31 protein-coding genes and 3 pseudogenes are annotated in these 25,600 nt (G+C 35.2%); 21 read left to right on the forward strand and 13 right to left on the reverse strand.

Features of this window, described 5'->3' with window-relative positions:
* Positions 1–2: 2 nt before the first annotated feature.
* A pseudogene (locus C564_RS37370) lies at positions 3–170 on the forward strand (sodium:proline symporter); the annotation flags it as partial.
* 71 nt (positions 171–241) lie between these two features.
* On the opposite strand, the gene C564_RS0110610 reads toward C564_RS37370, so the two are convergent.
* Positions 242–1,783 carry a BA3702 family sensor histidine kinase gene (locus C564_RS0110610; protein ID WP_018765316.1) on the reverse strand — a complete coding sequence of 514 codons (1,542 nt, stop codon included), beginning with the start codon at positions 1,781–1,783 and terminating at the stop codon, positions 242–244.
* 277 nt (positions 1,784–2,060) lie between these two features.
* Here C564_RS0110610 and C564_RS0110615 point away from each other — a divergent pair, with 277 nt between their 5' ends.
* Positions 2,061–2,429 (forward strand): VOC family protein, encoded by a 369-nt coding sequence (locus tag C564_RS0110615; protein ID WP_018765317.1) that lies wholly within the window; start codon positions 2,061–2,063, stop codon positions 2,427–2,429.
* A 28-nt stretch (positions 2,430–2,457) separates the two neighbouring features.
* On the opposite strand, the gene C564_RS0110620 is transcribed toward C564_RS0110615, so the two are convergent.
* Complete coding sequence (locus C564_RS0110620) at positions 2,458–3,267, reverse strand: YitT family protein (RefSeq protein WP_018765318.1); 810 nt, start codon at positions 3,265–3,267, stop codon at positions 2,458–2,460.
* 149 nt (positions 3,268–3,416) lie between these two features.
* Between C564_RS0110620 and C564_RS0110625 the strand changes: the two genes are divergently transcribed.
* The 3 genes from C564_RS0110625 to C564_RS0110635 are packed head-to-tail and all read left to right on the forward strand — an operon-like array spanning position 3,417 to position 4,956.
* A complete protein-coding gene (locus C564_RS0110625; RefSeq protein WP_018765319.1) occupies positions 3,417–4,220 on the forward strand; it encodes a protein phosphatase 2C domain-containing protein in 804 nt (267 codons plus the stop codon).
* A 13-nt stretch (positions 4,221–4,233) separates the two neighbouring features.
* A complete protein-coding gene (locus C564_RS0110630; RefSeq protein WP_006095633.1) occupies positions 4,234–4,692 on the forward strand; it encodes a peptidoglycan recognition protein family protein in 459 nt (152 codons plus the stop codon).
* A 15-nt stretch (positions 4,693–4,707) separates the two neighbouring features.
* Positions 4,708–4,956, forward strand: coding sequence for a DUF2164 domain-containing protein (locus tag C564_RS0110635; protein WP_018765320.1), 249 nt, complete (start codon positions 4,708–4,710; stop codon positions 4,954–4,956).
* A 23-nt stretch (positions 4,957–4,979) separates the two neighbouring features.
* Here C564_RS0110635 and C564_RS34635 read toward each other — a convergent pair whose 3' ends face one another.
* The gene (locus C564_RS34635; protein WP_026008527.1) at positions 4,980–5,147 is read right to left on the reverse strand and encodes a CsbD family protein; all 168 of its coding nucleotides are present in this window, start codon (positions 5,145–5,147) and stop codon (positions 4,980–4,982) included.
* A gap of 314 nt (positions 5,148–5,461) precedes the next feature.
* On the opposite strand from C564_RS34635, the gene C564_RS0110645 reads away from it, so the two are divergent.
* From C564_RS0110645 to C564_RS33420, 4 genes and pseudogenes are all read left to right on the forward strand, one after another.
* A complete protein-coding gene (locus C564_RS0110645) occupies positions 5,462–5,665 on the forward strand; it encodes a hypothetical protein (RefSeq protein ID WP_003199126.1) in 204 nt (67 codons plus the stop codon).
* 361 nt (positions 5,666–6,026) lie between these two features.
* Positions 6,027–7,646 (forward strand): long-chain fatty acid--CoA ligase, encoded by a 1,620-nt coding sequence (locus tag C564_RS0110650; protein ID WP_018765322.1) that lies wholly within the window; start codon positions 6,027–6,029, stop codon positions 7,644–7,646.
* Between the two features lie 7 nt (positions 7,647–7,653).
* A pseudogene (locus C564_RS0110655) lies at positions 7,654–7,956 on the forward strand (acetyl-CoA C-acyltransferase); the annotation flags it as partial.
* Positions 7,957–8,118: 162 nt separating this feature from the next.
* Positions 8,119–8,562: pseudogene (locus tag C564_RS33420) on the forward strand (NUDIX hydrolase).
* A gap of 49 nt (positions 8,563–8,611) precedes the next feature.
* On the opposite strand, the gene C564_RS0110665 reads toward C564_RS33420, so the two are convergent.
* Positions 8,612–9,832, reverse strand: coding sequence for an alanyl-tRNA editing protein (locus tag C564_RS0110665; protein ID WP_155896282.1), 1,221 nt, complete (start codon positions 9,830–9,832; stop codon positions 8,612–8,614).
* A gap of 119 nt (positions 9,833–9,951) precedes the next feature.
* Here C564_RS0110665 and C564_RS0110670 point away from each other — a divergent pair, with 119 nt between their 5' ends.
* Entirely contained in the window at positions 9,952–10,344 is a 393-nt protein-coding gene (locus C564_RS0110670) for a hypothetical protein (RefSeq protein WP_018765327.1), read from the forward strand.
* A gap of 319 nt (positions 10,345–10,663) precedes the next feature.
* On the opposite strand, the gene C564_RS0110675 is transcribed toward C564_RS0110670, so the two are convergent.
* Positions 10,664–11,044 carry an Hsp20 family protein gene (locus C564_RS0110675; protein ID WP_003199106.1) on the reverse strand — a complete coding sequence of 127 codons (381 nt, stop codon included), beginning with the start codon at positions 11,042–11,044 and terminating at the stop codon, positions 10,664–10,666.
* A gap of 143 nt (positions 11,045–11,187) precedes the next feature.
* Entirely contained in the window at positions 11,188–11,331 is a 144-nt protein-coding gene (locus tag C564_RS0110680; protein WP_000414451.1) for a small acid-soluble spore protein P, read from the reverse strand.
* A gap of 120 nt (positions 11,332–11,451) precedes the next feature.
* Between C564_RS0110680 and C564_RS0110685 the strand changes: the two genes are divergently transcribed.
* Positions 11,452–11,715 carry a hypothetical protein gene (locus tag C564_RS0110685; RefSeq protein ID WP_003199104.1) on the forward strand — a complete coding sequence of 88 codons (264 nt, stop codon included), beginning with the start codon at positions 11,452–11,454 and terminating at the stop codon, positions 11,713–11,715.
* 44 nt (positions 11,716–11,759) lie between these two features.
* Entirely contained in the window at positions 11,760–12,485 is a 726-nt protein-coding gene (locus tag C564_RS0110690) for a polysaccharide deacetylase family protein (RefSeq protein WP_026008528.1), read from the forward strand.
* A gap of 38 nt (positions 12,486–12,523) precedes the next feature.
* On the opposite strand, the gene sspO is transcribed toward C564_RS0110690, so the two are convergent.
* Positions 12,524–12,673 carry a small acid-soluble spore protein O gene (sspO, locus tag C564_RS0110695; protein WP_003199101.1) on the reverse strand — a complete coding sequence of 50 codons (150 nt, stop codon included), beginning with the start codon at positions 12,671–12,673 and terminating at the stop codon, positions 12,524–12,526.
* Positions 12,674–12,965: 292 nt separating this feature from the next.
* Here sspO and acnA point away from each other — a divergent pair, with 292 nt between their 5' ends.
* Positions 12,966–15,689: an aconitate hydratase AcnA gene (acnA, locus tag C564_RS0110700; RefSeq protein WP_018765329.1), complete on the forward strand. Its 2,724-nt coding sequence runs from the start codon at positions 12,966–12,968 to the stop codon at positions 15,687–15,689.
* Between the two features lie 252 nt (positions 15,690–15,941).
* Here the strand turns inward: acnA and C564_RS0110705 are convergent, their stop codons facing one another.
* From C564_RS0110705 to C564_RS0110715, 3 genes are all read right to left on the reverse strand, one after another.
* Entirely contained in the window at positions 15,942–16,268 is a 327-nt protein-coding gene (locus C564_RS0110705; protein WP_018765330.1) for a YmzC family protein, read from the reverse strand.
* 23 nt (positions 16,269–16,291) lie between these two features.
* Entirely contained in the window at positions 16,292–16,504 is a 213-nt protein-coding gene (locus tag C564_RS0110710) for a hypothetical protein (RefSeq protein ID WP_003199097.1), read from the reverse strand.
* Positions 16,505–16,837: 333 nt separating this feature from the next.
* Entirely contained in the window at positions 16,838–17,428 is a 591-nt protein-coding gene (locus C564_RS0110715) for a YjdJ family protein (RefSeq protein WP_003199092.1), read from the reverse strand.
* Between the two features lie 199 nt (positions 17,429–17,627).
* On the opposite strand from C564_RS0110715, the gene C564_RS0110720 reads away from it, so the two are divergent.
* The 5 genes from C564_RS0110720 to tlp all read left to right on the forward strand — a co-directional run bounded on the left by C564_RS0110720 (position 17,628) and on the right by tlp (position 20,190).
* Positions 17,628–18,203 carry a peroxiredoxin family protein gene (locus C564_RS0110720; protein WP_018765331.1) on the forward strand — a complete coding sequence of 192 codons (576 nt, stop codon included), beginning with the start codon at positions 17,628–17,630 and terminating at the stop codon, positions 18,201–18,203.
* Positions 18,204–18,319: 116 nt separating this feature from the next.
* Complete coding sequence (locus C564_RS0110725) at positions 18,320–19,267, forward strand: 3'-5' exonuclease (protein WP_003207950.1); 948 nt, start codon at positions 18,320–18,322, stop codon at positions 19,265–19,267.
* 271 nt (positions 19,268–19,538) lie between these two features.
* Positions 19,539–19,682 carry an FbpB family small basic protein gene (locus C564_RS34640; RefSeq protein WP_003199083.1) on the forward strand — a complete coding sequence of 48 codons (144 nt, stop codon included), beginning with the start codon at positions 19,539–19,541 and terminating at the stop codon, positions 19,680–19,682.
* Between the two features lie 43 nt (positions 19,683–19,725).
* A complete protein-coding gene (gene sspN / locus C564_RS0110735; protein ID WP_003199081.1) occupies positions 19,726–19,860 on the forward strand; it encodes an acid-soluble spore protein SspN in 135 nt (44 codons plus the stop codon).
* Between the two features lie 105 nt (positions 19,861–19,965).
* Complete coding sequence (tlp, locus tag C564_RS0110740; RefSeq protein WP_003199079.1) at positions 19,966–20,190, forward strand: small acid-soluble spore protein Tlp; 225 nt, start codon at positions 19,966–19,968, stop codon at positions 20,188–20,190.
* 16 nt (positions 20,191–20,206) lie between these two features.
* Here the strand turns inward: tlp and C564_RS0110745 are convergent, their stop codons facing one another.
* Positions 20,207–21,499, reverse strand: a complete 1,293-nt coding sequence (locus tag C564_RS0110745; RefSeq protein ID WP_018765332.1) for a glycosyl hydrolase family 18 protein — start codon at positions 21,497–21,499, stop codon at positions 20,207–20,209.
* 110 nt (positions 21,500–21,609) lie between these two features.
* Here C564_RS0110745 and C564_RS0110750 point away from each other — a divergent pair, with 110 nt between their 5' ends.
* The gene (locus C564_RS0110750; protein ID WP_018765333.1) at positions 21,610–22,029 is read left to right on the forward strand and encodes an acyl-CoA thioesterase; all 420 of its coding nucleotides are present in this window, start codon (positions 21,610–21,612) and stop codon (positions 22,027–22,029) included.
* A gap of 26 nt (positions 22,030–22,055) precedes the next feature.
* Here C564_RS0110750 and C564_RS0110755 read toward each other — a convergent pair whose 3' ends face one another.
* Positions 22,056–22,346: a HesB/YadR/YfhF family protein gene (locus C564_RS0110755; RefSeq protein WP_003207946.1), complete on the reverse strand. Its 291-nt coding sequence runs from the start codon at positions 22,344–22,346 to the stop codon at positions 22,056–22,058.
* A gap of 108 nt (positions 22,347–22,454) precedes the next feature.
* Entirely contained in the window at positions 22,455–23,051 is a 597-nt protein-coding gene (plsY, locus tag C564_RS0110760; RefSeq protein ID WP_003199069.1) for a glycerol-3-phosphate 1-O-acyltransferase PlsY, read from the reverse strand.
* 226 nt (positions 23,052–23,277) lie between these two features.
* Here plsY and C564_RS0110765 point away from each other — a divergent pair, with 226 nt between their 5' ends.
* Both C564_RS0110765 and nrdG read left to right on the forward strand, forming a co-directional pair.
* The gene (locus C564_RS0110765) at positions 23,278–25,134 is read left to right on the forward strand and encodes an anaerobic ribonucleoside triphosphate reductase (RefSeq protein ID WP_018765334.1); all 1,857 of its coding nucleotides are present in this window, start codon (positions 23,278–23,280) and stop codon (positions 25,132–25,134) included.
* Positions 25,131–25,583 (forward strand): anaerobic ribonucleoside-triphosphate reductase activating protein, encoded by a 453-nt coding sequence (nrdG, locus tag C564_RS0110770; protein WP_018765335.1) that lies wholly within the window; start codon positions 25,131–25,133, stop codon positions 25,581–25,583. Before C564_RS0110765 ends, nrdG begins: the two co-directional genes overlap by 4 nt.
* Positions 25,584–25,600: the final 17 nt, after the last annotated feature.

Genomic DNA, 25,600 nt, shown 5'->3' on the forward strand with positions numbered 1-25,600 from the left:
AAATCGTTGGTGCTGTGGCAGTCATTGCTTGGGTATAAATTCCAAGTCTAAAAGAAATGATGTATGAAATGGTACCAGGATTTTCTTCAAGTTTACTAGCTATGATAATAGTCAGCTTGCTAACAAACGAATTTGAAAAAGTTGTACATCACGAATTTGATGAGATGTAAACAATACTGGAGCAAGCGACAGAATAAAATATTAGTAAATTACTATAAAAAGAGTAAATAGAAAGATCTATTTACTCTTTTTCCATTTCGTTATTATTTGGCAGCGGTGAAATGGGTAATCGAATATCTACAGTTGTTCCTTTATTTAACTCACTTGAGATTTGAAGTTTACCGTAATGTTCTTCGATTATTTTGTAGCACATCATTAAGCCTAATCCAGTTCCTTTTTCTTTCAAACTATAAAAAGGTTCTCCTAAACGAGAAATACGATCTTCTGGAATACCACACCCTTCATCTATAATACGGATTAAAATGAAATTCTCATCTACTTGCTTTGTTTGGATGAAAATATTTCCTCCGCGAGGCATGGCTTCAATCGCATTTTTAAGTACATTAATAAAGACTTGCTTTAGTTGATTACCATCACATTGAATTTCTGGCATAGTCGAAAGATGATCCATAATAATATGTGTACTATGCATGATGGCGGTAGGTAAAATAAAGGTTACTACTTCTTCAATTAATGATTGGATTTGGTGAGAATGAATAGATAACACTTGTGGCTTAGACATTGCCATAAATTGACTTGTAATGGATTCCATTTGTGAAATTTCGCTTAGCATAACATCTATATACCATTTGTTTTGTTCGCTAATATCGGGTTGCAATAATGTTAAGAATCCCTTTAAGGCCGTTAACGGGTTGCGGATTTCATGAGCGATTCCTGCTGTTAGTTGTCCGACTACTGCTAATTTTTCAGATTTTCGTAGTAATTTTTCTGTTTTCTTTAATTCAGTAACATCCCTGCCCATAACAATAAGGCCTTTTCGTGAGCCGTCAGGATGGAAGAGTGGAACTTTTGAAAGATCCAAGATAAGGTTGGACGTACTTTTATGAATAATAAATTCTTCGCCATGAATAATTTTCTTTTGTTGCCATGCGAGTTCATCAATTTGTTCACAATGTAAAAATGCTTCGCGGTACGCTTCATTATATTGAACGAGTTCACTATCTTTTTTTCCGTGATAAGGAACATCATGAAAATCAAAGCAAGAAAGTGCGTAATCATTTGCTTCAAGCCAGCGCCCTTCATGATCTTTAAAGATGACAAAGGCAGGCATTGAGTCCATCAATGTGCGCAATCGTTTTTCGCTCTCTTTTAACATTTTTTCGATTCTTTCAGATTTCTCGAGTGGCTTCATAATTGCATATACACCTGAGAGATGCTTTTGAATAAAAATAGGGACTAATTTTGTAACTACATCTATTTGATATCCATCTTTATGGTGGATAGAAAGTATGTATTCCTCTTGATTATCAGCTGTAGTATTTTTTATAAATTGCAGTACTTGATCAGAAATATGTGCTTCTATAATAGAAGTAATTGTTTTTCTTTCTAATTCCTCTGAAGTATATCCCAATATTTTTTTCGCAGAGGGATTAATATGTAATATGATTCCTTGTAAGTTCAATGAAATAATACCATCAGGATTATGTTCAAAAAGAGATGCGTACATTTCTGTTAAAGTACAATTTTGAATATGATTTCGCAAACGGCGGGGTATAGCCGAATGACGACTTTTTTGAATAGATGAGAACTTTTTCCGACTCATAATTTTTCCTCCGTGCAACTAGCATCTAAAACAGATTCAATACCTATTATAAATATAATATATGAAAAACATTATATATTTCTATAAAAAACAAATTTACAGAATAATATGTATTTTCATTCTTTTTGATTAAGTTGTTATTAAAACACCTTCTTCATTATAGAACAAATGATATGCCTGTGGCTGTTAAGTAAATCTTATGGAGTTTTATAAAATTTATATAAGTTATTTTTAAAGCAGTATACTATAAAATGAAAATATAAAGGAGGAGAGAGATGTGGCAGGTGATATTCAAGGGATTGACCATGTACAAGTAGCAGCACCTGTAGGGTGTGAAGAAGAGGCAAGAGACTTTTATGGATATAAAATAGGTTTAGAAGAAATTCCGAAACCAGAAGAATTAAGAAAACGTGGCGGTTGTTGGTTTCGTTGTGGAAATCAAGAAATTCATATAGGAGTTGAACAAACTTTTTCTCCGGCTAAAAAAGCGCATCCAGCTTTTTATGTTCAGGGGATCGATGAATTTAAGGAAAAACTAATCGGGCAAGGGATTCAAGTCATAGATGATTATGCTCGTCCAGATATAATTAGATTTTATGTTTCAGATCCATTTGGGAATAGACTAGAATTTATGGAGAATAAATAAAAAACTAGGTGGAACTTCACCTAGTTTTTTAACCTCTCCTAAATAACCCTAATACTTCAACAGTCTCCGTAATATTAACGAATGCTTGTGGATCAATTTCAGAAATGGCTAGTTTCATACCAGCAAGCTCTTCACGTGAAACAACAGTCATAAGTACACGTTTTTTCTCACTTGAATACGCACCTTCACCATCAAGAAGTGTAATTCCTCGCACAACAGTTGAAAGGAGTTTCTTTTTCATTTCTTCAGCTTGATTTGTTACAATCATAAGTGTAACTTTACGATGTTTCGTATGAATAGCATCAATTACTTTACCTGTTACATAGATTGAAAGTAAACTCGTTAATGCTACATCCCAATCAAAGAAAAATCCAGCAATGACAACAACGACTGTATTTAAAATAATGAGGAGTCCACCAAGTTTAATATCTTTTTTGCGAGATAGTAGCATACCGATAATATCAAATCCACCTGTGGAACCATGACAATTAAAGACAAGGCCAATTCCTGCCCCTGCAATTACGCCGCCAAATATGGAAGAAAGAAGGGGGTCTTTTGCGACGATTTGTACTGGAATCCAGTATAATGCTGCAGATAATACTACAACAGAGACAACTGTATTAAAAATTACTTTTTTTCCAAGACCTATGTACCCTAAAATAAGAATAGGTAAGTTTAATGCAAAGTTAATAATTCCTGTGTTTACAGGGGTTACAATTCCTAAGATAATAGCAATTCCACCAATTCCACTACTCAAAATCTTGTGGGGGATAAGGAAAAGATTAAAGGCAACTGCAATAATGATAGAACCAATGATAACTCCAAGAAATCTGACCATCTTTTTCCCGTCCTTCCCTAAAAAATCATATTATTTCAAGATTATATATGAAATTGAAAGTATTAGGGGAAAACAGTTTATTTTGGGAAGTTAGACTGATTCGAAAAATCAAATTATTTTTACATATTTCATTAAAGGGGTGTAAAAATATGAAAATTCAAATGTATCAACAGAAAAGTCCTTTGAAGCAGGAGTGTGAGGATTCGTTTTTTTGTAATGAAGGATTGAAAATCTATGGTGTATGCGATGGTGCAACGCCACTTGTCCCGTTTCAAGATGAAGAGGGGCATAATGGAGCATATCTAGCTTCAAACGTGTTTGCAAGTCATTTTACATCGCTAAAAGAAGTGACAAGTTTGCAAAAAGCAATTGCAAGCGTAAACGAAGTGTTACAAGAAAAAATGATAGATTATGAGATTGATATAACAAAGAAAGATCATGTATGGTGTACATGTATTGCTGTAGTTCGTATAAAGGATAGATGCATTCAATATGCTCAACTTGGTGACTGTATGATTGTTGTTACATTGCGTGATGAAACCATAAAGGTGTTAACAAAAGATACAGTGAAAGGAATTAGTGCACGAGCGAAAAGAAAGCGTGAAGAAGATAGGAAAAAGGGACTTCTTGTACCGGAAGAATATATATTTAATGACATTAGGCAGCAACTAAAATATAATCGTTATCTTGCCAATATGCCAAATGGGTATTCAGTAGCAAATGGGATGTCGGAAGCAATTACTTGGATCCAACAAGGAGAATTTCCACTTTCTGAAATGAAAGGAATATTTATTTGTTCGGATGGATTATTTCACCCAGACTGGTCACTTGAGCAAACAGTACAATATGTAAGCATGCATGGTATAAAAGAATATGTTTCTATAATAGAAGAATTAGAAGAACAAAAACGGATTCGACCAGATGATAAAACGATAATCATGATTGAGTTGTAAAGGAGGATCCTGAATGGAATTTAAGCAAGCAAAACTGACGTTTCAAGATGAATTGCAGCCTTTACAAAACGTAACAAAACTCATCATTCATCACACTGCTGAAGATGGATGGGATGTGTATAAAACACATGAATTCCATCAAAAGGTACGAGGATGGAGTGGCATCGGATATAATTATTTTATTGAAGAAGATGGGACGGTGTTTGAAGGTAGAGGATTATACATTGGAGCCCATGCAAAAGGATATAATAGCAAAACGATAGGGATTTGTATGACAGGTAATTTTGATAAATATGATCCGACTTTAGCGCAAATCGATTCTTTACATTCACTATGTAAGTGGTTTATGAAGAAGTTTTCTATATGTGAAGAACATATACTTGGTCATCGGGAATTAGAAGGTGTCACAAAAACTTGCCCAGGAACACGTTTTTCTATGGTAGAGTTAAGGAAAACATTATCTCAAATATAGAGGAGAAGAGGATTCATGATGAATGTAAAAATACCAAATGAAAAGAAAGATGAGCTTGTAGAACAAATTCAGAAGTTTTTTGAAGAGGAAGACTTAGATACAATCGGACGTTTTCAAGCAGAGCGTTTAATAGAAGAAATGATAAAATTACTTGGACCATATGCATATAACCAAGCGATTGGAGATGCGAGAAAGTTAATTACAGATAAGTTGTCGAACATAGAAGAGGATTTATACGTGCTAGAAAAACAGGATGGTAAATAAAACGGGCCTTAAATAGGCTCGTTTTATTTATGTTCATGTACTTTCTCTGTTACATTACCCACAGTATGCTTCATGGTGCCTTTTATCTTATCCCATTTACCTGTAGCTTGTAATTCCTTATTGTCAGTTACTTTCCCAACAACTTCTTTTACTTCACCTTTTACTGTATTAAAGGAAGGCCCGGAAATAATTTTTGATGAAAATGCAGTCGCATTTTCAAATTGCTTGATATCTACTTGCACTGGATTTTTTTCCATTGTTTGCAAAGCTAATAATCTAGCGGATAACATGTTGATTTCTGCTTGTTCGATTACTTTTGCTGAATGAAGTGTAATAGTTCAATATTTTACCTCCAAAAAATAATGTAATATGTATTTACAATGTATGAATACGACCCTAAGGTTATTTTTCCTTTTAAAATTTAGGAGAAGTAGGATTTTTTTATGGAAGGAAATTGGAAGATTGCTGTCGAAAGGAGTAGAAACAGAACGAAGGTGGTGCTCTCATGCGAAAGAAAGAGATACATACATGCTCTTATTGTGGCTCTAGCAATATTGGGGAAGGTGAGTTTGTTGGATATGCGCAAATAAGAAAAAAAGAAACGATGTTTACGTCTTCTCCAGTAGATGCTTATATTTGTACGGATTGTGGAAGTATACTTTTGTTGAAAGTGCGAAATTATCAAAAGTTCAAGCAGAAACCAATATAAATAGAAGAAAAGCATTCATATCCAATGCCTTATACAAATCGATTAATATTATGTCTGATACATATACGAGATATTCTTGATATATTCGAATATAATTCAAAAAAATAATTAAAAATGATGTATTTGTAAAAAGAACATGTCGTGATATGAAGAGGTATGCGATTTTGTGTGATACATATGTTCAAAAAGACAGAGAGTGGTTTATAAAGGAGTCACTCTCTGTTTTCTATGAGAGGTGTGTGCTAGAAGAAATATTTCTTCGGAAATAATTCAGAAAATACAGGAAAATAAAACTTATAAGTGCGAAAGTTTGGTATAATGTCTAAAAATGAAAACGCTTTAATGGGAGGTTGGGAGAAATATGATGATGAATGTACCATTAACAATTAGTTCAATGATAGAAAGGGCAGAAAAGTTGTTTCCAAAAAAAGAAATTGTTTCGCGTACACATGATACTATAACAACTTTAACATACAAGCAATTAGGAGAAAGAACAAGGAGACTCTCTAGTGCGTTACAGAAATTAGGGATAAAAGAGGGAGAACGAGTTGGGACTTTAGCGTGGAATCATCATCGTCATGTGGAAGCGTATTTTGCTATTCCGAGTATTGGATCTGTCTTGCACACTATTAATATTCGTTTATCTGCACAGCATATTTCCTATATTATTGGACATGCGGAAGATCGCATTTTACTCGTTGATGAAGATCTCGTACCCCTCGTTGAAAAAATTCAAAGTGAATTATTGACTGTACAAGCATACATCATTATGACCGACAAAAAAGAACTTCCAGAAACTTCACTAGAGCCGGTCTATCACTACGAACAGCTTCTTACAGAAGGGGATCCTGATTTCCAATTCTTAAAAGATATTGATGAAAACACACCGGCAGGTATGTGTTATACGTCAGCGACAACAGGTAACCCAAAAGGTGTTGTATATACACATCGTAGTACGGTACTTCATTGTATGACTCTAGGATTAGCAGATACAGCTGCATTATCTGAAAGTGATGCAGCAATGGCAATTGTTCCAATGTTTCATGTGAATGCTTGGGGATTACCTTTTGCAGCAACGTGGTTTGGATCAAAACAAGTTTTACCTGGTCCGATGTTTACACCGAAAATATTACTTGAAATGATCCAGGATGAAAAAGTGACGTTGGCTGCTGGTGTACCAACGATTTGGCTTGGTGTTTTACAAGAATTAGAAAATAATAACTATGATTTATCAAGTATGAAGCGGATTTTATGTGGGGGTGCTGCTGCACCTAAAAGTGTGATAGCTGCATTCGAACAAAAACATAGTGTTCCTTTTGTGCATGCATACGGTATGACGGAAACAAGTCCACTTGTGACACTTGCACGGTTAAAAAGCTATGAAACAGATTTATCCTATGAAGAGCAACTGGAAATTCGATCAAAGCAAGGATATCTTGTACCAGGCGTTGAAATGAAAGTAGTGGGAGTAAATGGGGAAGTGAAATGGGACGGAGCTGAAATGGGAGAATTATGTTTACGAGCACCATGGATAGCTGCAAGTTACTATAATGACGAACGCACTATAGAAGGTTTCCGTGATGGTTGGTTATATACAGGGGATGTTGTTACAGTTGATGAGGAGGGCTGCGTTAAAATTGTTGATCGCGCAAAAGATGTTATTAAAAGTGGGGGTGAGTGGATTTCATCTGTAGATTTAGAAAATGCTTTAATGGCACATGAGGCTATATTTGAAGCTGCAGTTGTCGCAGTACCTCATCCTCAGTGGCAGGAGAGACCTGTTGCATGTGTTGTGCAAAAACAAAATAGTTCTGTAACGAAAGAAGAATTATATGAATTTTTACGACCGCAGTTTGCGAAGTGGTGGTTGCCGGATGATATCGTTTTTATGGAGGAGATCCCTAAAACATCAGTTGGTAAATTTTTGAAACAAGAGTTACGAAAAGAATTAGAGCATTTGCATAAAGATATCGAAAAGTAATTAAGAAAAGGCTCATAAACTTGGGTACAAACCAATTCTTCGGTTTGTTCATAGTGCTGTTATTGGTGTAAATCAGCATTTACCAGGGGGTGGACCTATATTTGCTGTGCAAAAGTTATTGCAAGATCAGAACTTATCAATAGACGATGTTGATTATATTGAAATGAATGAGGCCTTTGCTGCTAAGATCGTGGCCTGTGCGCAAGAATTACAAATTTCCTATGAAAAGTTAAATGTAAACGGTGGAGCAATTACACTCGGTCATCCTTACGGTGCATCAGGAGCTATGCTTGCGACTCGTTTATTCCATTAGTATGTTTCTTGTTAAAGGCGGACGCATAGAAATCACTTCTTTCTTCCATAATTTTCTTTAATTATAAAACGTACGTTCTTTTTGTGGAAGGGGTTTAGCTAATAATCTAGAATTATATAGCTTGGAAGTCATATGTATAGAATGAAAAGAGGAGACTATATGAATCATTTGTTACAAGTTCGAGTAACTGGAATTTTGATTGAGAAAGAAAACCTTTTAATTGTAAAACAAAAAGTTTCTGATCGAAATTGGTCTTTACCAGGCGGAAGAGTAGAGGGGGGAGAAATGTTAGAAGAAGCTATGATTTGAGAAATGAGAGAAGAGACGGGATTGGAAACTAGAATTAAGGAATTACTATATATTTGTGATAAACCGGATGTTACGCCATCACTAGTACATATTACGTTTTTACTTGAAAGGGTGTCGGGAGAAATAAAGCTACCGTCTAATGAATTCGATCATAATCCAATCCATGATGTGAAGATGGTACCAATAACAGAATTACGAAATTATCATTTTTCTGAGACATTTATAGGACTTATTGAAAAAGGATTTCCTAATGCAGGAACTTATCAAGGATTGAAACAAAATATTGGCTTGTAAGTAGATAAAAATCTAAAGGATAGCAACAGGCTATCCTTTAGATTGTACTTTAAAATGTTTCTTGTGATAAATGAATAAGATGAGCTAGAAATTCTTCACCCGTAATAATTGCTTTTCCTCCGCCGCGAGCGCTTTTTTGATTACCGCCGCCTTTTCCTTCAATAGTAGGAAGAGCATTTTTCAAAATTGTATTCATGTTTGCTGTTACCGCTTTCCCGCATGCAAGAACGCATTGTAATTTTTCTTCATTTCCGGTAACTAGGTATGTAATAGAGTTTTCATTTTGTTCGGTAATGATAGCTGATAATTTCGTGATTTCCTGCATGGAACGATGTGTAAAGACTTTAGAAATGAGTGTTCCAGCATGTATGTCTATGGATTGTTGCAACAATTTATTTGCTTCTACGAAAAGTAGTTTTTCGTTCATAGTTTGTAGTGCTTTTTCGTTTTCTTTTTGAGAAGTAAGAAGCTGGGTTACTTTATTTGGAATATCATTTTCACTACTATTTAACTGTTTGGAAACGTCTTTAATAATTTGTTGATGACGCTCCATTAACCTGAGTACACGCCATCCTGCAACCAATGTTAAACGGATACCACCTTTATTCCGCTCCCACCCTATTATATGAATTGGCCCCACTTCACCTGTATATTTTGGGTGTGTGCCACCACAACCGTTGTAATCGTAGTTTTCAATGATTACAACGCGAATATTTTCTGTAATTGTTGGTTCTTTTCGGAGAGGTAACTGTTTTGCTTCCTCTAAGTTCATCCATTTAATATGGATAGGATGATTTTCAAAGACAATCTGATTTGCAATTTGGAGTGCGCTAGTAGCTGTTTCTATCGAAAGTTCAGGTGTATCTAAATCAATTGTTATCGTTTCTTTTCCAAGATGAAAACCAATTGTGGGAATGTCAAAATGATCCCAAAATGCAGCGGATAGAATATGCTGAGCTGTATGTTGTTGCATATGATCAAAACGACGCTGCCAATTAATTTTACCCGTTACCTCTTTTGTATATAATTCACTTGATATAAAATGACGGATTTCGCCCTCAACTTCCTCAACATTGACGACGGAAGCTTCATTTAATGTTCCTGTATCATGTGGTTGCCCACCGCCAGTTGGGTAAAATGCTGTTTCTGTCAAAGTAACATATAATTTTTCTTCGCTATCATAGGCCTGTTTAATAATTTGTGCTGTAAATGTTTGCTGATAGGCATCGATGTAATATAATTTTTGGTTCACTTTCGTACTCCTTTCTATCTCACTAGTTTCATTGTAAAACAATCTAAATAAGTTTCCTAATATTTCAGAAGAAAAAATCTCTTTTTTAGAATTTTCTTGCTATAATAAGAAAAAGGGAATATACGGGGGTGGATGAAATGCTGTATGAAAATGGCGTAGACAAATTGATTCGTCTCAATACAAATATTTCTGAACTATATCGAGAATTACATGGAATGACTCGGACTTTAATGGAGTGTAATCGAGAAAGTATAATATTCGATCGGTTATATGTGAAAGAGTTATTATGGAAAAAAGAAGATGTGTCCGCTATGTATGATCAGCTTCTCGTTCAGCTTTGTATCAATGAATGCTTTGATTTAAAAAGTGTCATCACTGGTGAATACAAATATACGTATGAGGAAGTGGAAAATGCGGTTCTTGAATTTAATGAAAAGTATGATGTGAACATCCTAATCAAAGACGTTTGCAAAGAGTTACAGTTTACATATGGTATTGACATGGAATTATCTAGGATAGCCAAGGTGTAATCATATTTACTATAAAAACAGGGAGAAGAAAGCTGTTAGTTTGCTTTCTTTTTCTATGCATATGCATGAAATAGGGTTAGAAGCTTAATTTTACCCCGCATTAACGGACAGTAATCCTCCCTATCTCAAGGTTCAGAGAGAAGAAAGGAAGATAGGTAGGGGATAACTGCTCGTAAAAGCTCGAGTGGTGAAGGCTTTCCATCAGTGGGAGATGAAGAAAACCCACACTGATGGAAGTTTCACTTTATATAAAATAAAGAAAAAACAGGGTAGGAAAAATTAGTAACAAACTTTTTCCACTCTGTTTTTATATAACGTTTTAATTAAAAAAAAGAACTTTTTTCTCATGTTCATTTGCAACTTCAGTTTTTGAAATGTGTATGGCAAGAAAGCCATTTTCTAAACAGGCTAGCATTTTTTTATAGATGATGTTAGCAGGTAAAGAAATTGTTCGTTGCAAGGACGAGTTCTTATGAAATATATGAATTGCTAGGCCTGTCTCCATCTTGTTTATAAGTACATCTTGTTCTGACACATTAGGGATATCAGTTTCTAAAATATACTCTTGCTCCGTTTCGCAAAGATCAATGTGAATGTGATTAGGGAAACTGAAGTTGTCGTATGAATCAGAGCAAAACTGATCCATCCATTCTTCAAAACCATCAACATGAAAAAGACAGTTTTTCTTTTTCTTGCCCATGTAAGACACCCTCCGTAAAGTCTCAATTCATATTATAATATGCATTAAGAAATTAGAGGTGAAAAACAAACTAGAAAATATGTTGAGTGGTTTGTTGTAAATAGCTTAAGTGAGAAGGACAATGCATGCGCATTGTCCTTCTTTTACATATCGTGATGCGCGTGATTTTTTTGTCTTGAATGATTTCGGTTTTTTACTTTATGTGACCCACTTAGCGGCTCAGGTTGCCCAGAAGGCTGTCCTTTTTTTGTGTTTTGACGAATAGACTTGCTATTGTTTTTTTCCATGTTGTGTTGCACCTCCTTCTTGTATTTAGAATGAGAGAACTTTGTAAATTTATACGAGAATGTTTTTATGAAAAAAGGTAAAGCTAAGTGAGACTAACTATAACAGAAAGGGGAAAGCGTATGCCGTATCATAAAGATAAACAGCAAGCTTTTCAAGCCGCACAACAAGGAGTCGTACAAGCGGAAAATTTATACAACAATATTGTAAAAAATGATCCGAATTATGGTCAGGATTTAAAGCATTTACGCCAAGAAGTTCAAGAGGCATATGAACAAATTCAAAATGCATTGGAAGTAGCATCTGAAACACAACGTCCACAACTTGAGCAGTATGAAAGTAATTTGCAAAACATTATACGAGATGTGGATCTGCTAGGCGATTGAACAGGTTGTATGAGTTCAACAACCTGTTCAAGTTTGGAGTCGATATGTTGAAAAGAAAAATTTCTGTAATAATCATTTGTTTGGTTTGTGTAGTACATATATTTCAAGTGGACAAAGTAGAAGCAAAAATGCTGATGAGAAAAGAATTAGAGCCTACGGGTTATGTAACGTGGGAGGTACCAAATAACGAGAAGATAATTGCAATTACATTTGATGATGGTCCGGATCCTACGTATACTCCGCAGGTGTTAAAGCTATTACACCAATATAAAGCTGAGGCAACTTTTTTTATGATTGGTTTTCGGATTCAGCGGAATCCGTATTTAGTTAAGCAGGTGCTAAAGGAAGGACATGAGATTGGAAATCATACGATGAATCATTTATATGCTAGAAGTGCATCTGATGAAAGATTAAAAGATGATATTTTAGCGGGGAAAAAGTATTTACAAAAGTGGGTAAAGGAGCCGCTACTTTTCCGTCCACCAGGTGGATATATTAACGATGCAGTTTTTACAACGGCAAAAGAAGCGGGTTATCAAACCGTTTTATGGTCTTGGCATCAAGATCCAAAAGATTGGACAAATCCAGGAACTGAGTCCATTGTGAATCATGTTGTGAAAAATGCGAAGAGCGGAGATATTGTGTTACTGCATGACGGAGGAAATGATCGTAGTCAAACGGTAGCTGCATTAGAAAAAATCCTGTCGGCCCTTCAAAAGGAAGGGTATCGATTTGTAAAAGTTTCGGAATTGTTACGTTATAAACATTAAATAAAAATCCCAAAAGGAGTACCTTTTGGGATTTTTCATTACTGATTCTTTTTACGTTTTTTATTATTTTGACGCTGAGCTGGTGTTAGTGGCTCGTTTGCGAATTCTTCATTATAGCCAGTTCCTTGTCCTTGTGCGGATGCAGCATTCATTCCTGAAATTACATGATTTGCTTTACGTTTACCCATTTATTTTCACCTCTACAATGTTTTCTTTATAAAAATACTGAGCTGTTCATTACATGTATGAACAGAGAAGAAAAGCTCTAAAAAGAAAGCTTTACTTTATGGTAATAGTATTCATAAGGAGAGCGAAGACTATTCAAAATTCCAGAGATAAAGAAAACTTATGATAAACTATAAGTTTCTTATTATTTACTTATTTAGAAAGTTGTAATAAGATATTATCGTAAGGTATTGAAAAGTTTGTCTACATTTTATATTCAGACAACTCAGTCATGTTTAACAGGGGGGAAACATAATGGTCAAACATAATCCATTTCAATCTCGTGAAACATTTGAAGTAGATGGAAAAACGTATCATTATTATCAATTGAAAGCGCTTGAAAACGCAGGGGTTGGCAACGTATCACAATTACCGTATTCAATTAAAGTTTTGCTTGAATCTGTACTTCGTCAAGTTGATGGACGTGTAATTACAGAAGAGCATGTTACAAATTTAGCGAAGTGGGGAACGAAAGGTGTTCAAGATATCGATGTTCCATTTAAACCATCTCGCGTAATTTTACAAGACTTCACAGGTGTTCCAGCTGTCGTTGATTTGGCTTCACTTCGAAAAGCAATGGCGGACATGGGTGGAGATCCTGATAAAATTAATCCGGAAATTACTGTAGACCTTGTAATCGATCACTCTGTACAGGTTGATAGAGCGGGTACAGCAGACGCGCTTGAATTCAACATGGACTTAGAGTTTAAACGTAATGAAGAACGTTATAAATTTTTAAGCTGGGCACAAAAATCGTTTGATAACTATCGTGCAGTGCCACCAGCAACAGGTATTGTACACCAAGTAAACCTTGAGTATTTAGCACCAGTTGTTCATGCGGTGAAAAATGCTGAAGGTGAATTAGTTGCATACCCAGATTCATTAGTGGGAACAGACTCTCATACTACAATGATTAATGGTATCGGTGTCCTTGGATGGGGCGTTGGTGGTATTGAGGCAGAAGCAGGGATGCTTGGACAACCTTCATACTTCCCAGTACCAGAAGTAATCGGTGTTAAATTAACTGGTACACTTCCAAGTGGTACAACAGCAACAGACGTTGCGTTAAAAGTAACACAAGTGTTACGTCAGAAAGGTGTAGTTGGTAAATTTGTTGAGTTCTTTGGTAGCGGACTACAAAGCATGCCTTTAGCTGACCGTGCAACAATTTCAAACATGGCACCAGAATACGGTGCAACTTGTGGATTCTTCCCAATTGATGAAATTTCATTAGATTACTTACGTTTAACAGGAAGAGACGAAGAACAAATTCGCATTGTTGAAGAATACTGTAAAGCAAACGGTTTATTCTATACAGCAGACAGCAAAGATCCAATTTATACAGATCTTGTTGAAATTGATTTAAATACAATTGAATCTAACCTTTCAGGACCAAAACGTCCACAAGATTTAATCCCTCTTTCAAACATGAAAGATGAGTTCCATAAAGCGGTTGTGGCACCAGTTGGAACGCAAGGACTTGGGTTCAATGAACAAGAATTTGATAAAGAAGTGAAAGTTGCATTAAAAGATCAAGAAGTAACGATGAAAACAGGTGCAATTGCAATCGCTGCGATTACAAGCTGTACAAATACATCTAACCCATATGTATTAATTGGTGCAGGCTTAGTTGCGAAAAAAGCAATTGAAAAAGGACTTAAAGTACCTAGTTATGTAAAAACATCATTAGCACCAGGATCTAAAGTAGTAACGGAATACTTAGATAAATCAGGCCTAACAACTTATTTAGATCAATTAGGATTCCAAACAGTTGGTTACGGATGTACAACTTGTATTGGTAACTCTGGCCCATTAGAACCAGAATTAGAAGAAGCAATTGCGGCAAATGACCTATTAGTAACATCTGTTTTATCTGGTAACCGTAACTTTGAAGGTCGTATTCATCCGCTTGTAAAAGCGAACTACTTAGCATCACCACCACTTGTTGTGGCGTATGCACTTGCTGGTACAGTGGATATCGACTTGAAAAATGATGCAATCGGTAAAGATGCAAACGGTAACCCGATTTACTTTAACGACATTTGGCCATCAGCTAAAGAAATTGAAGAAGTGGTTCAAAGCGTCGTAACGTCTGAATTGTTCAAAAAAGAATATGCACAAGTATTTAACAGCAATGAACGCTGGAATGAAATTCAAACTTCAAATGAAGCGTTATATACTTGGGATAATGACTCAACATACATTCAAAATCCACCGTTCTTTGAAGGATTATCAAAAGAACCAGGTGAAGTAGAAACACTTTCAGGTTTACGCGTAGTTGGTAAATTTGGTGACTCTGTAACAACAGACCATATTTCACCAGCAGGTTCAATTGGTAAACATACACCAGCAGGCCGCTATTTATTAGAAAATGGTGTACAGCCAGTTGACTTTAACTCTTATGGTTCTCGCCGTGGTAATCATGAAGTTATGATGCGTGGTACATTCGCAAATATCCGTATCAAAAACCAAATCGCACCAGGAACAGAAGGTGGATATACAACTTACTGGCCAACTGGTGAAGTAACATCTATCTATGATGCTGCGATGAAATATAAAGAAGATGGCACTGGACTTCTTGTAGTTGCTGGTAAAGATTACGGTATGGGAAGTTCTCGTGACTGGGCTGCGAAAGGTACAAACCTTTTAGGTATTAAAGCAGTAATCGCAGAAAGCTTCGAGCGTATTCACCGTAGTAACCTTGTATTAATGGGTGTATTACCGTTACAATTTAAAGAAGGCGAAAGTACTGAAACATTAGGTCTTGTTGGTAACGAATCATTTGAAATTCAAATTGATAAAACAGTTAAACCACGCGATCTTGTAAAAGTAGTTGCAATTGACCCAGAAGGAAACGAAAAACAATTTGAAGTAGTAGCACGTTTCGATAGTGAAGTAGAAATTGACTACTACCGTCATGGTGGTATCTTACAAATGGTGCTTCGTGAGAAAATTGAAGAGTCTAAGGTGTCAAACTAAGTAAAATGTTGTAGTAAACGAGAAAAGTAAATAGTTTCAATCAAAATTAGGAAGCTGACTGATGTTAGCTTCCTAATTTTATGTAAAAAGAAAGGAAAGGGATGCAATCATATGGTTGCATCTCTTTCCTTTTCTTATATAAAGAACTGGAGGTATAACAATGAAAGAATATAAAAGAAATGTTGATAAAATAGGTTTATTTTTTTACAAACAGGGATTAGAGTAATACCCCTGTTTGTACATACACAGTTTTCATTCTGCTTTATTTAGTTGATATTCATATGTAGAAGAGTTTTCAGTATTAAATTCTTTCACTAATGTGACTATATTTGTTTCTGGATTATATTTAAATATTTTAATGGTATGCTTATCGCCACTTTCAGGATCATTTTCCTGTAAAGCAAATGTATTTTCTGCAATTTGCGTCATATTACTAGTTGGTATATTAACTGGAGAAGAGTCGTGGTTGGTAGAAACTTCAACAATCTTTCCTCTGTCAAAAAATATAAGGACTAAAATTAAGATGACAAAACATATGCGCATATAGCGTAGTTCTTTACTAATTGGATGCTCTCCCATAGCATTTATCCTTACTATGATTATTATAAACTAGAGATTGTTGTAATTGAGTAGAAGCTAATAATGCCAAGTGTAGTGAATAAAATAAACGATATCAAAGCTGTATAAATGCAAACACGGCCGATTTTTCTTCTTTCAGGATCTTTACTAAATAGGGATATAATCCATCCGATAATACCAATAGGATAAAATATGAAACTAAAAATATAGAGAACAGCTTTTTCAAATGAGTGCATAAGAAACCTCCTTTTTAAAAGGAAGGTATTTGCACAAAACAGTACAAACATCTTCTTTATTGTAATTTTTTTCGTCTTATAATTATTACTGTGATATAGGAAAGAATGGAGTAGAAAGTGCCGTACAGTATCCAAGCATCGAAGTTGAGGGAAACGACACGTAAATCCTATCCAGATACGATAATGAAAAAAATAGGTGGAATAAGAAAAGAAATAAGAACAGGAATCCATTTGAATTTATAGAATAAGGCTCCAAAAGCAATAGATAACAATGATAAAATAACAAAAATAAAAGTAATGGGATAGGTGAGTAATTGTAGAATGAATATCACCTCATATGTTTATATTTTTGCGTAAACGTATTTGATGAGAGAGCTTAGTTACAACTAGCCCTGTCATATAAAGAAAAGTTAGAATGAGAACTGTACTAATGATAGGAGACTTTTGAAATGCGTATAACAACCTATCAATATAATAAATTTGATTTACATCTGTAATTGATTTTGGTGAAAAGACTAAATATTTCTCCCAATTCTTTTCCACAGCAATTATCGCACCTGTAGAATGTGTGACAAGTAATGTGTAAAGAAAAATAGGAAGAACAATCATGAGTTGTAAACCGATTAATCCTGTTTTATGTTTTCTCCAGTATAACCAGCGAGTTATCATAATTCCTATTAAATAGACAATTGATAATACAAAAATTGTCGTAAAAACTGGATTATACTTAAAGGCATACAACAGTTTGTCAATTTCATAAATTTGATTGGAGTCTTCTGCTGTTTGGGGAGTGAAGACGATATGTTGTTTCCAGTCCTCTGAAATACTTAAGTAGCTAGCAGTCCAGCTTGTAATAAACAATGAGAAAAATAAGATGGGGAGAATGATAACATATTGTAACCAATGTAAAACGGTTTTATTCATAAATAATGACACCCTTTCCAAATTATAACTATTATAATTATATGATAAAAAGAAACGGTTTTCATTGTTATTAAGAATATTCTATTTATTTATCAGGAGAATATTTCCAAGGTTGTCCGTATAAGCTAAAATAAAGTATAAATACTATTGTTATTTTTAAGTGATATATAAAATGAGATAAGCGATAAGGATGATGTATATGTGGCGAAAGCTTACCATTGTTGTAGTGTTGCTTTGTTTAGCGAGCTATGCAGTTTATGAACAGCTCGGAAAGAATGAGAAACAAGTAAGGGAAGAACCAGTGAAAAGCGAAGCGGCGATGAAAGAAGTCATTGCAAAAAATGGGATTGAGGTAGGCAAGATTGCACCGGATTTTGAGCTATCAAAATTAGATGGCACAAAAGTAAAATTATCGGATTTTAAGGGGAAGAAAGTTATTTTAAATTTCTGGGCAACGTGGTGTGGACCTTGTCAGCAAGAAATGCCGGATATGGAAGCTTTCTATAAGAAGCATAAAGATGATGTAGAAATCCTTGCTGTAAATTATACGGTTTCTGAACGTGCTAACGGAGAAGAAAAAGTGAAAAAGTTTGCAGAAGAGAAGGGATTGACATTCCCTATTTTACTTGATAAAGATATAAATGTTACAACAATGTATAAAGTAATTACCATTCCAACTTCTTATTTTGTGGATACAAAAGGTGTGATTCAAGATAAATTTATCGGACCGATGACGCAAAAAGAAATGGAGAAGAGAATTACGAAAATAAAATAATGAAAGAGGACAGAATTGGCTATTTGTCATTTCTGTCTTTTCTTTTTCATTAAGCAGCTTGTTCGTGATATGATGAAAGAAATTTCATCGAAAATAATGATTGGAGAGCGTATATTGTGGGGAATTTACCATTGACAGGAGACTATGTTGTTATTGATTTTGAAACGACAGGATTTAATCCTTATAATGATCGAATAATTCAAGTGGCAGCGGTTCGGTATCGTAATCATGAGCTGGCAGATCAATTTGTTTCTTTTGTAAATCCAGAGCGATTTATTCCTAATCGAATTACGAGTTTAACAGGGATTACAAATTATCGCGTTTCGGATGCTCCAACGATTCAGGAAGTTTTGCCGTTATTTTTAGCGTTTTTAGGAGAAGATACCATTGTTGCTCATAATGCTTCGTTTGATATGCGTTTTTTAAAGAGTAATGCAAATATGCTTAGATTGCCAGAACCTAAAAATATAGTAATTGATACCGTCTTTTTAGCGAAAAGATATATGAAGCATGCCCCGAACCATAAGTTAGAAACTTTAAAAAGAATGCTCGGAATTTGTTTAAGTTCTCATAATGCACTTGACGACTGTATCACATGTGCAGCTGTGTATCAAAAATGTGCTGCTATTCAAGAAGAAGGACAAAAGAAAACAAAAAAAGAAACGGTTGAAGAAGACGAAGTGTACACACTAATAAAAGAAATGCTTGTAAAGCATAATCGCGATATAGAATGGATTCGCAATGTGAGTGTTGGAAGTTATCTAGATATAAAGGCTTTTTATCCGATTATAAGGGTGAAGGTAAAAGGGCGAAAAAAATATGTTTTAACTGAAAAGACAGAACAAGAAATATTAGGGATATATCCTACTTTAAAATGTGAGCCGGCTTTAAAAAGTGAAATAGGGACAACTAGAATTATGATTGAAAGCATAGAGGACTTTACAAAATTAGAAAATTATATTTTAGAGAGTTATGATGCAGTCATGCAAGCGCTGAATGAGTACAAAGAAATGAAAGATAATGCGGATGAAGAAATTAAAAAGTATTTAAGTATAACGAAATGATAAAGTGAAACTTTAATCAGTGGGGGAATTCTTCATCTCCTACTTAAGTTGTTTCATTTTACTGAATTTTGAGAGGATATTACTTGTTTGTGAATAGCAGGATAAAATGCTTGGAAATCCATTAGTTGTTTAAGAACAGCTAATGGACTTTTTTGTTAACAAAAGACTTTTCTTTGACAAAACATAAAATTTTCTTACAAATCTGATTAAAGAGTTTTTCATTTGCTCATACTAACTATAGTAAGAAAGAGAAGGAGAAAGGATGAGCAGCATGAGAAGAAATCGTCGAAGAACGTTTGAAGAACTTGTGAAGGAAAATAAGCGGCAACTACTAAACGATCGTGATGCAATTGAACGGATTGAGGAACGAATCGAGAAGCGTTATGAAATGCAATTTTTTAAGCAGGCTGAATAATTCTTATCACTAGTATGATACTAGTGATAAGGAGGCGATAAGAATGGGAAATCCAAAGAAGAATTCCAAAGATTTTACACCAGATCATATTGGAACACAGTCGAAAAAAGCCGGTGGAAACAAAGGGAAGCAAATGCAAGACCAAACAGGGAAACAACCGATTGTTGATAACGGTTAAAAAAAGGAGAATGTTTTCATTCTCCTTTTTTTATGTGTATACATAATCTAATTCGTTTTTGGAAAACTAACATGGTATGTATATTTCAACTAGGAGGGAAATCGTATGACAGAGCAATATAAAGCGAATCCAGATGATAGAAGTGATAATGTAGAAAAACTACAAGAAATGGTACAAAATACGATTGATAACTTTAATGAGGCAAAAGAAACTGCAGAGGTTTCGAATGAAAAAGATCGCGCTGCAATTGAAGCGAAAAATCAACGCCGTTTAGAAAGTATTGATTCATTGAAAAGTGAAATAAAAGATGAATCTGAATATGATGCGTAAAAAAGGCTGACAGTTGTCAGCCTTTTTTTGTAATCGAGAAATTTTCCACAAGTAAACGCCAATTTTGCGGGAAAGGAAGCCCGATTTTCCAATAGCTAATCCCGCGAATGCCTTGTTCTTTTACTAAATTAAACTTACTCTGAACAGACCTGGCATCTTCAAACCATACTTCATGCTGTACACCATTTTCATCAAAGTAATTAAAGTGTGGTGCTTGTGCTGTAAAATCATAACGAATTGGAACATTATATTTACGAGCAAGTGCAACGGCTGCGACAGAGCTAATTGCTTTTGCTGGTGGATTTCCTTCTTTAAAGGGAAGCTTCCAGTCGAATCCATATAAATTTTGTCCCATCATAATTTTTCGCGGGGGCATTTGAGATTTTGCATATTGGATTACCTGTTTTACAGGGCCAATAGGAGAAACTGCCATGGGTGGTCCACCTTGCCATCCCCAGTCATATGTCATAATCACGACAAAATCAACAATTTCCCCCTGGGCTTTGTAATCGTGTGCTTCGAAAAATTTTCCTTTTTGCTTCGAACTTGTTTTTGGAACAAGTGTTGTGCTTAACGTATATCCTTCAGGTAGTCGTGTTTTTACATTTCGTAAAAATCGGTTATATGCTTCGCGATCTTCGGGTGCAACATTTTCAAAGTCAAAATGAATATCACGCATATTATATTTTTTAGCTGTTTGGAGGATATTTGTAATGAATTTATTTTGAATAGTAGCGTTTCTTAGAAGAACAGAGGCTAATTCAGAGCTAAAATTTCCATTTTCAATATTTGTAATAACGAGCATTGGGATTGTTTGACCTTGTACTGCAATTTGAGCAATTCTTGCGGTTTCAGTCGGCTCTTTTAACGTTCCATCACGCAATGCTTCAAAGCTAAAGTAAGCTAGATATGTGAGATAAGGATTGATGGCCCGCGTAGCATTCACTAAACTTTCTTTAATTGGAATGGTAGAAGGTTGTAAGTAGGCAATAGATTCTATCGTTCGTTTAGAGCCCTTTGGTACATATAGTTGTTGACCAACATGAAGAATGGATTTTAATGATAGATTGTTAACTTTTGCTAAGCTAGCAAGAGGAACGTTATATGTTTGAGAAATTCGATAAAGACTGTCTCCGGGTTGTACATAATAATTATTACCTCTCGTATTTACAATCAGTGCCTGACCGACAACAAGTGTCTCAGCTGGATTAAGTCCGTTGTCTTTTACAATTTCTTCGGGCGTAGAGCCATATTTTGACGCTAAGCTATATACGCTATCACCACTACGAACGGTTACAATTTGAATCATATATTCGCTCCTTTCAGTTAAAAAGATCCACCGTTTCTATTTTATTTTTGATTTCACTGTATTATGATTAAATGTATGTGAGGAAACAGAAGTGAGAAGGAGATAAAGATATGTTTGTAGCAGAACACGAAATTGAGATCCGCTATGCGGAAACAGATCAAATGGGCGTTGTTTACCATTCGAATTATTTAGTATGGCTTGAATTAGGGCGTACAAGATTGATACAAGAATTAGGATTTTCATATATTGAAATGGAGAAAGAAGGGGTTATTTCTCCCGTATTAGATTTGCAAATTTCATATCGGAAAGCAATGCGTTATGGAGAGAAAGCAATTGTGAAAACATGGATTGATTCAGTTAGTCCCCTTCGCGTTATATATGGATATGAAATTTATAACGGTGATGGAGATCTTTGTATTACAGCTACAACAACAAATATTTGTGCGAAAAAAGAAGGTTTTCGTCCTGTGTCCTTTAAGAAACTATATCCAGAGTGGTATGCGAAATATGAGGAAATTAAGAAAAAATGAAAAAGCGTGGCAAAAGCCACGCTTTTTTATTTTTCGTAATTAAATTGAGGGAAGTCATCACCGTCGTTAAAGGTAACGGATAAGTCATGTCCATCAAAGAACCATTCATCATCACCTTCAACGAAGAAAGTAATGCCGTCTTCTTGAATTTGAACAGCAGGATGTGCAGGATCGTCTTTACGGATTCCTAAAGAAAGTCCTTTTTGAACAGTACTGCAACCGCCATATTGTACGAAAAAGCGAAGTGTATCGCCAGATTGTAAGTTTAATTCATCTTTATACCAATTTACTGCTTCTTTTGTTACGGAAAGATTCATGTATAGTTCCTCCAAGTTATGTTGCCTTTTCTTTAGTATAAAAAATAACGCAAAAAGACGCTATTAATATGCTTTGCGTTTTCTTTTTGCGTTATGTGGGTCACAACCTTACTTTTGTTTCTTTGTCAAATTTGCTTTTGGTTCAGTTTTATTTATAATTCGTCCAATATTTGCACGGTGTCTATAAATAACCATACCAGCTAATAAACACATCGCAACAATGAAGATTTTATCCCCGTCAATAATTGATGCAATAACAGCTACGATAGCTGTTACCATAGAAGAAAGCGATACGTATCTCGTTGTAAATAGAAGGGTGAAAAAGATAACAGCTAATATTGCAAAAATAACTGGCGCATAGCATAAGAGTACTCCAGCAGAAGTTGCAACTGCTTTTCCGCCGCGGAATTTTGCAAAGATTGGGTATACATGTCCAAGAACTGCAGCTAATCCAAACCAAAGGGGATGGATATCTAAGGCGAAAATTAACGGCAGAGCTGTCGCTAACGTTCCCTTTAAAATGTCAGCAATTGTAACGATAAAACCTGCTTTTTTCCCTAGCGTCCGAAATGTATTCGTTCCTCCTAAATTACCGCTACCATGCTCGCGAATGTCGATTCCGTAACCAATTTTTCCAACAACAAGTGCAAATGGAATCGAGCCAAGTAAATAGGCAACGATAAATAAAAGATATGTAATAAGCATAAGTTCAGTCTCCTTTATTCAAATGTGTTGATAAAGGGTAAAAAGAGTTTTTCCCATATATTGTACCATACATTTGTAAAGAGCACATTTCTTTTTTGTAAATGAAAAATTCAAAGTTTCTTAAAAAAACTTTCACAAGAATGTTATATTTCTCACAGATCTACTATAACTATATGTTGTATCATTTTGTTAGTGAATTAACAAGATGTTGTTGGAGGTTTGAAAAATGATGAAACAAAGTGCACGTGGAGAAGAATTAATGAAGATTTTTGAAACAATTGTCCACGGGAATGAGCAAGATTTAATGCAAGAAAATGCAAATGTCGATGGGCGGTCTCCTATGGGGATGATGGGAACATTTGCATCTGAGAGTGCAAAATATTATGCAATGGAACACTTACTTTCTGAACAAGTAAAAAAAGCAATAGATCAAAATATATTATACCCACATGATTTAGATTTTTATGCGACAGGTACAACAACATGTTCGCAGATTCCTTTAGCGCAACTGCTTGAAAAAGGATTTCATACCGGGCATGGGCATATGAGGCAACCACAAGATATTAAAAGTGCATTGGCACTTTCTTCGATTATTTTCCAAGCGAATCAAAACATGCAGCACGGTGGTCAATCAGCTGCGTTATTTGACATTGATTTAGCACCGTATGTGAGAAAAACATTTGAGAAAAATAAGAAAAGATTAGAAACGTATCCATTAACAAAAGAGCAAGTAGAAGAGTTTGCGTGGAAAGAAACAGAGAATGATACGTATCAAGCTTGTGAAGCTTTTATTCATAATTCCAATAGTATGCATAGCAGAGGCGGTGGGCAAGTTCCGTTTATTTCTATTAACTACGGAACGGACACGTCGAAAGAAGGAAGATTGTTAATTAGACAATTATTACGGGCGACGCAAGCTGGATTAGGAAAAGGTGAAACACCCATTTTCCCTATTCAAATCTTTAAACTAAAAAAAGGTGTGAATTTTGAAGAAAGTGATCCGAACTATGATTTATTTGAATTGGCGTTAGAGACGACAGCAGAACGATTATTCCCGAACTTTTCATTTTTAGATGCGCCATTTAATGCAGTTCATTATGATGGTCGCCCAGAAAGCGAAGTATGTTATATGGGCTGTCGTACGCGTGTTATGTCTAATATTCATGGGGAAGAGACCGCGATTGGAAGAGGGAATTTATCGTTTACTTCTATTAACTTAGTAAAATTAGCATTGATTAGCGGTTCAAAAGAAGCATTTTTTGAAGCTTTAAATTATTATATAGATCTTGGTATTCGTCAACTATTAGAAAGATTTGCTTACCAATGTACGAAAAAGGCAAGAGATTTTCACTTTTTATATTCGCAAGGAGTATGGCGGGGCGGAGAAAAACTGCATCCTGAAGATTCTGTTGCTGAGATTTTAAAACAAGGAACATTAAGTATTGGTTTTATTGGCCTTGCAGAATGTTTAGTTGTTTTAACAGGAAAACATCATGGAGAAGATAAAGAATCATGGAATCTTGGATATGAGATTGTTACCTTTATGAGACAGAAAATGGATGCAGCAACGGAAGAACATCAATTGAATTTCTCTTTAATTGCAACGCCTGCAGAAGGACTATCAGGTAAGTTTGTTAAAAAAGATCGAGAAGAATTTGGAATGATTAGCGGTATAACAAATCATAATTATTATACAAATTCATTTCATATTCCGGTGTATTATAACATCCAAGCGATAGATAAAATACGTTTAGAAGGGCCATTTCATACGCTTTGTAATGGCGGACATATAACGTATATTGAATTAGATGGAGCGGCGGTTCATAACCAAAAAGCATTAAAACAAATTGTGCAGGCAATGGCAGAGTATGGAGTTGGATATGGCTCCATTAATCACCCTGTGGATCGTTGTAAATGCTGTGGCTATCATGGTGTCATCAAAAATGAATGTCCAAGTTGTGGAAACGAGGATGAGAATGATATCGAAAGAATTCGCCGTATAACAGGATATCTTGTAGGTGATATGTCTAAATGGAATAGTGCAAAGCGCAGTGAAGAAGCGGATCGGGTGAAACATAAATGAGAGTAATGAATATTATTCATGATAGTGTAGTAGATGGTGACGGATTGCGGACAGTCGTGTTTTTTGCGGGCTGTCCGCATCGTTGTTTAGGATGTCATAATCCTAAGTCATGGAATATTTGTAATGGAACTGAAATGACCGTAGAAGAAATTGTGAAAGAGATTGCCAAAAACCCGCTTACTGATGTAACATTTTCAGGTGGAGATCCATTTTTTCAAGCTGCTGAAGTGAAGAAGGTAGCAAATGCGGTGAAGGCTTTGAAAAAAAACTTATGGATTTACACAGGTTATACATTAGAAGAGATACAGAGTTCTCAAAATAATGATATGATAGAGTTGTTACACTATGGGGATGTTCTGGTCGATGGAAGGTTTGAACTTCAAAAAAGAGACTTGACACTTCCGTTTCGCGGAAGCTCCAATCAACGTATTATTCGATTGAAAGAGTAAAAAGGCGGGATAGGTCA

Origin of the sequence: Bacillus sp. 105MF (assembly GCF_000374885.1) — a bacterium.
In the GTDB taxonomy this organism is placed as follows: domain Bacteria; phylum Bacillota; class Bacilli; order Bacillales; family Bacillaceae_G; genus Bacillus_A; species Bacillus_A pseudomycoides.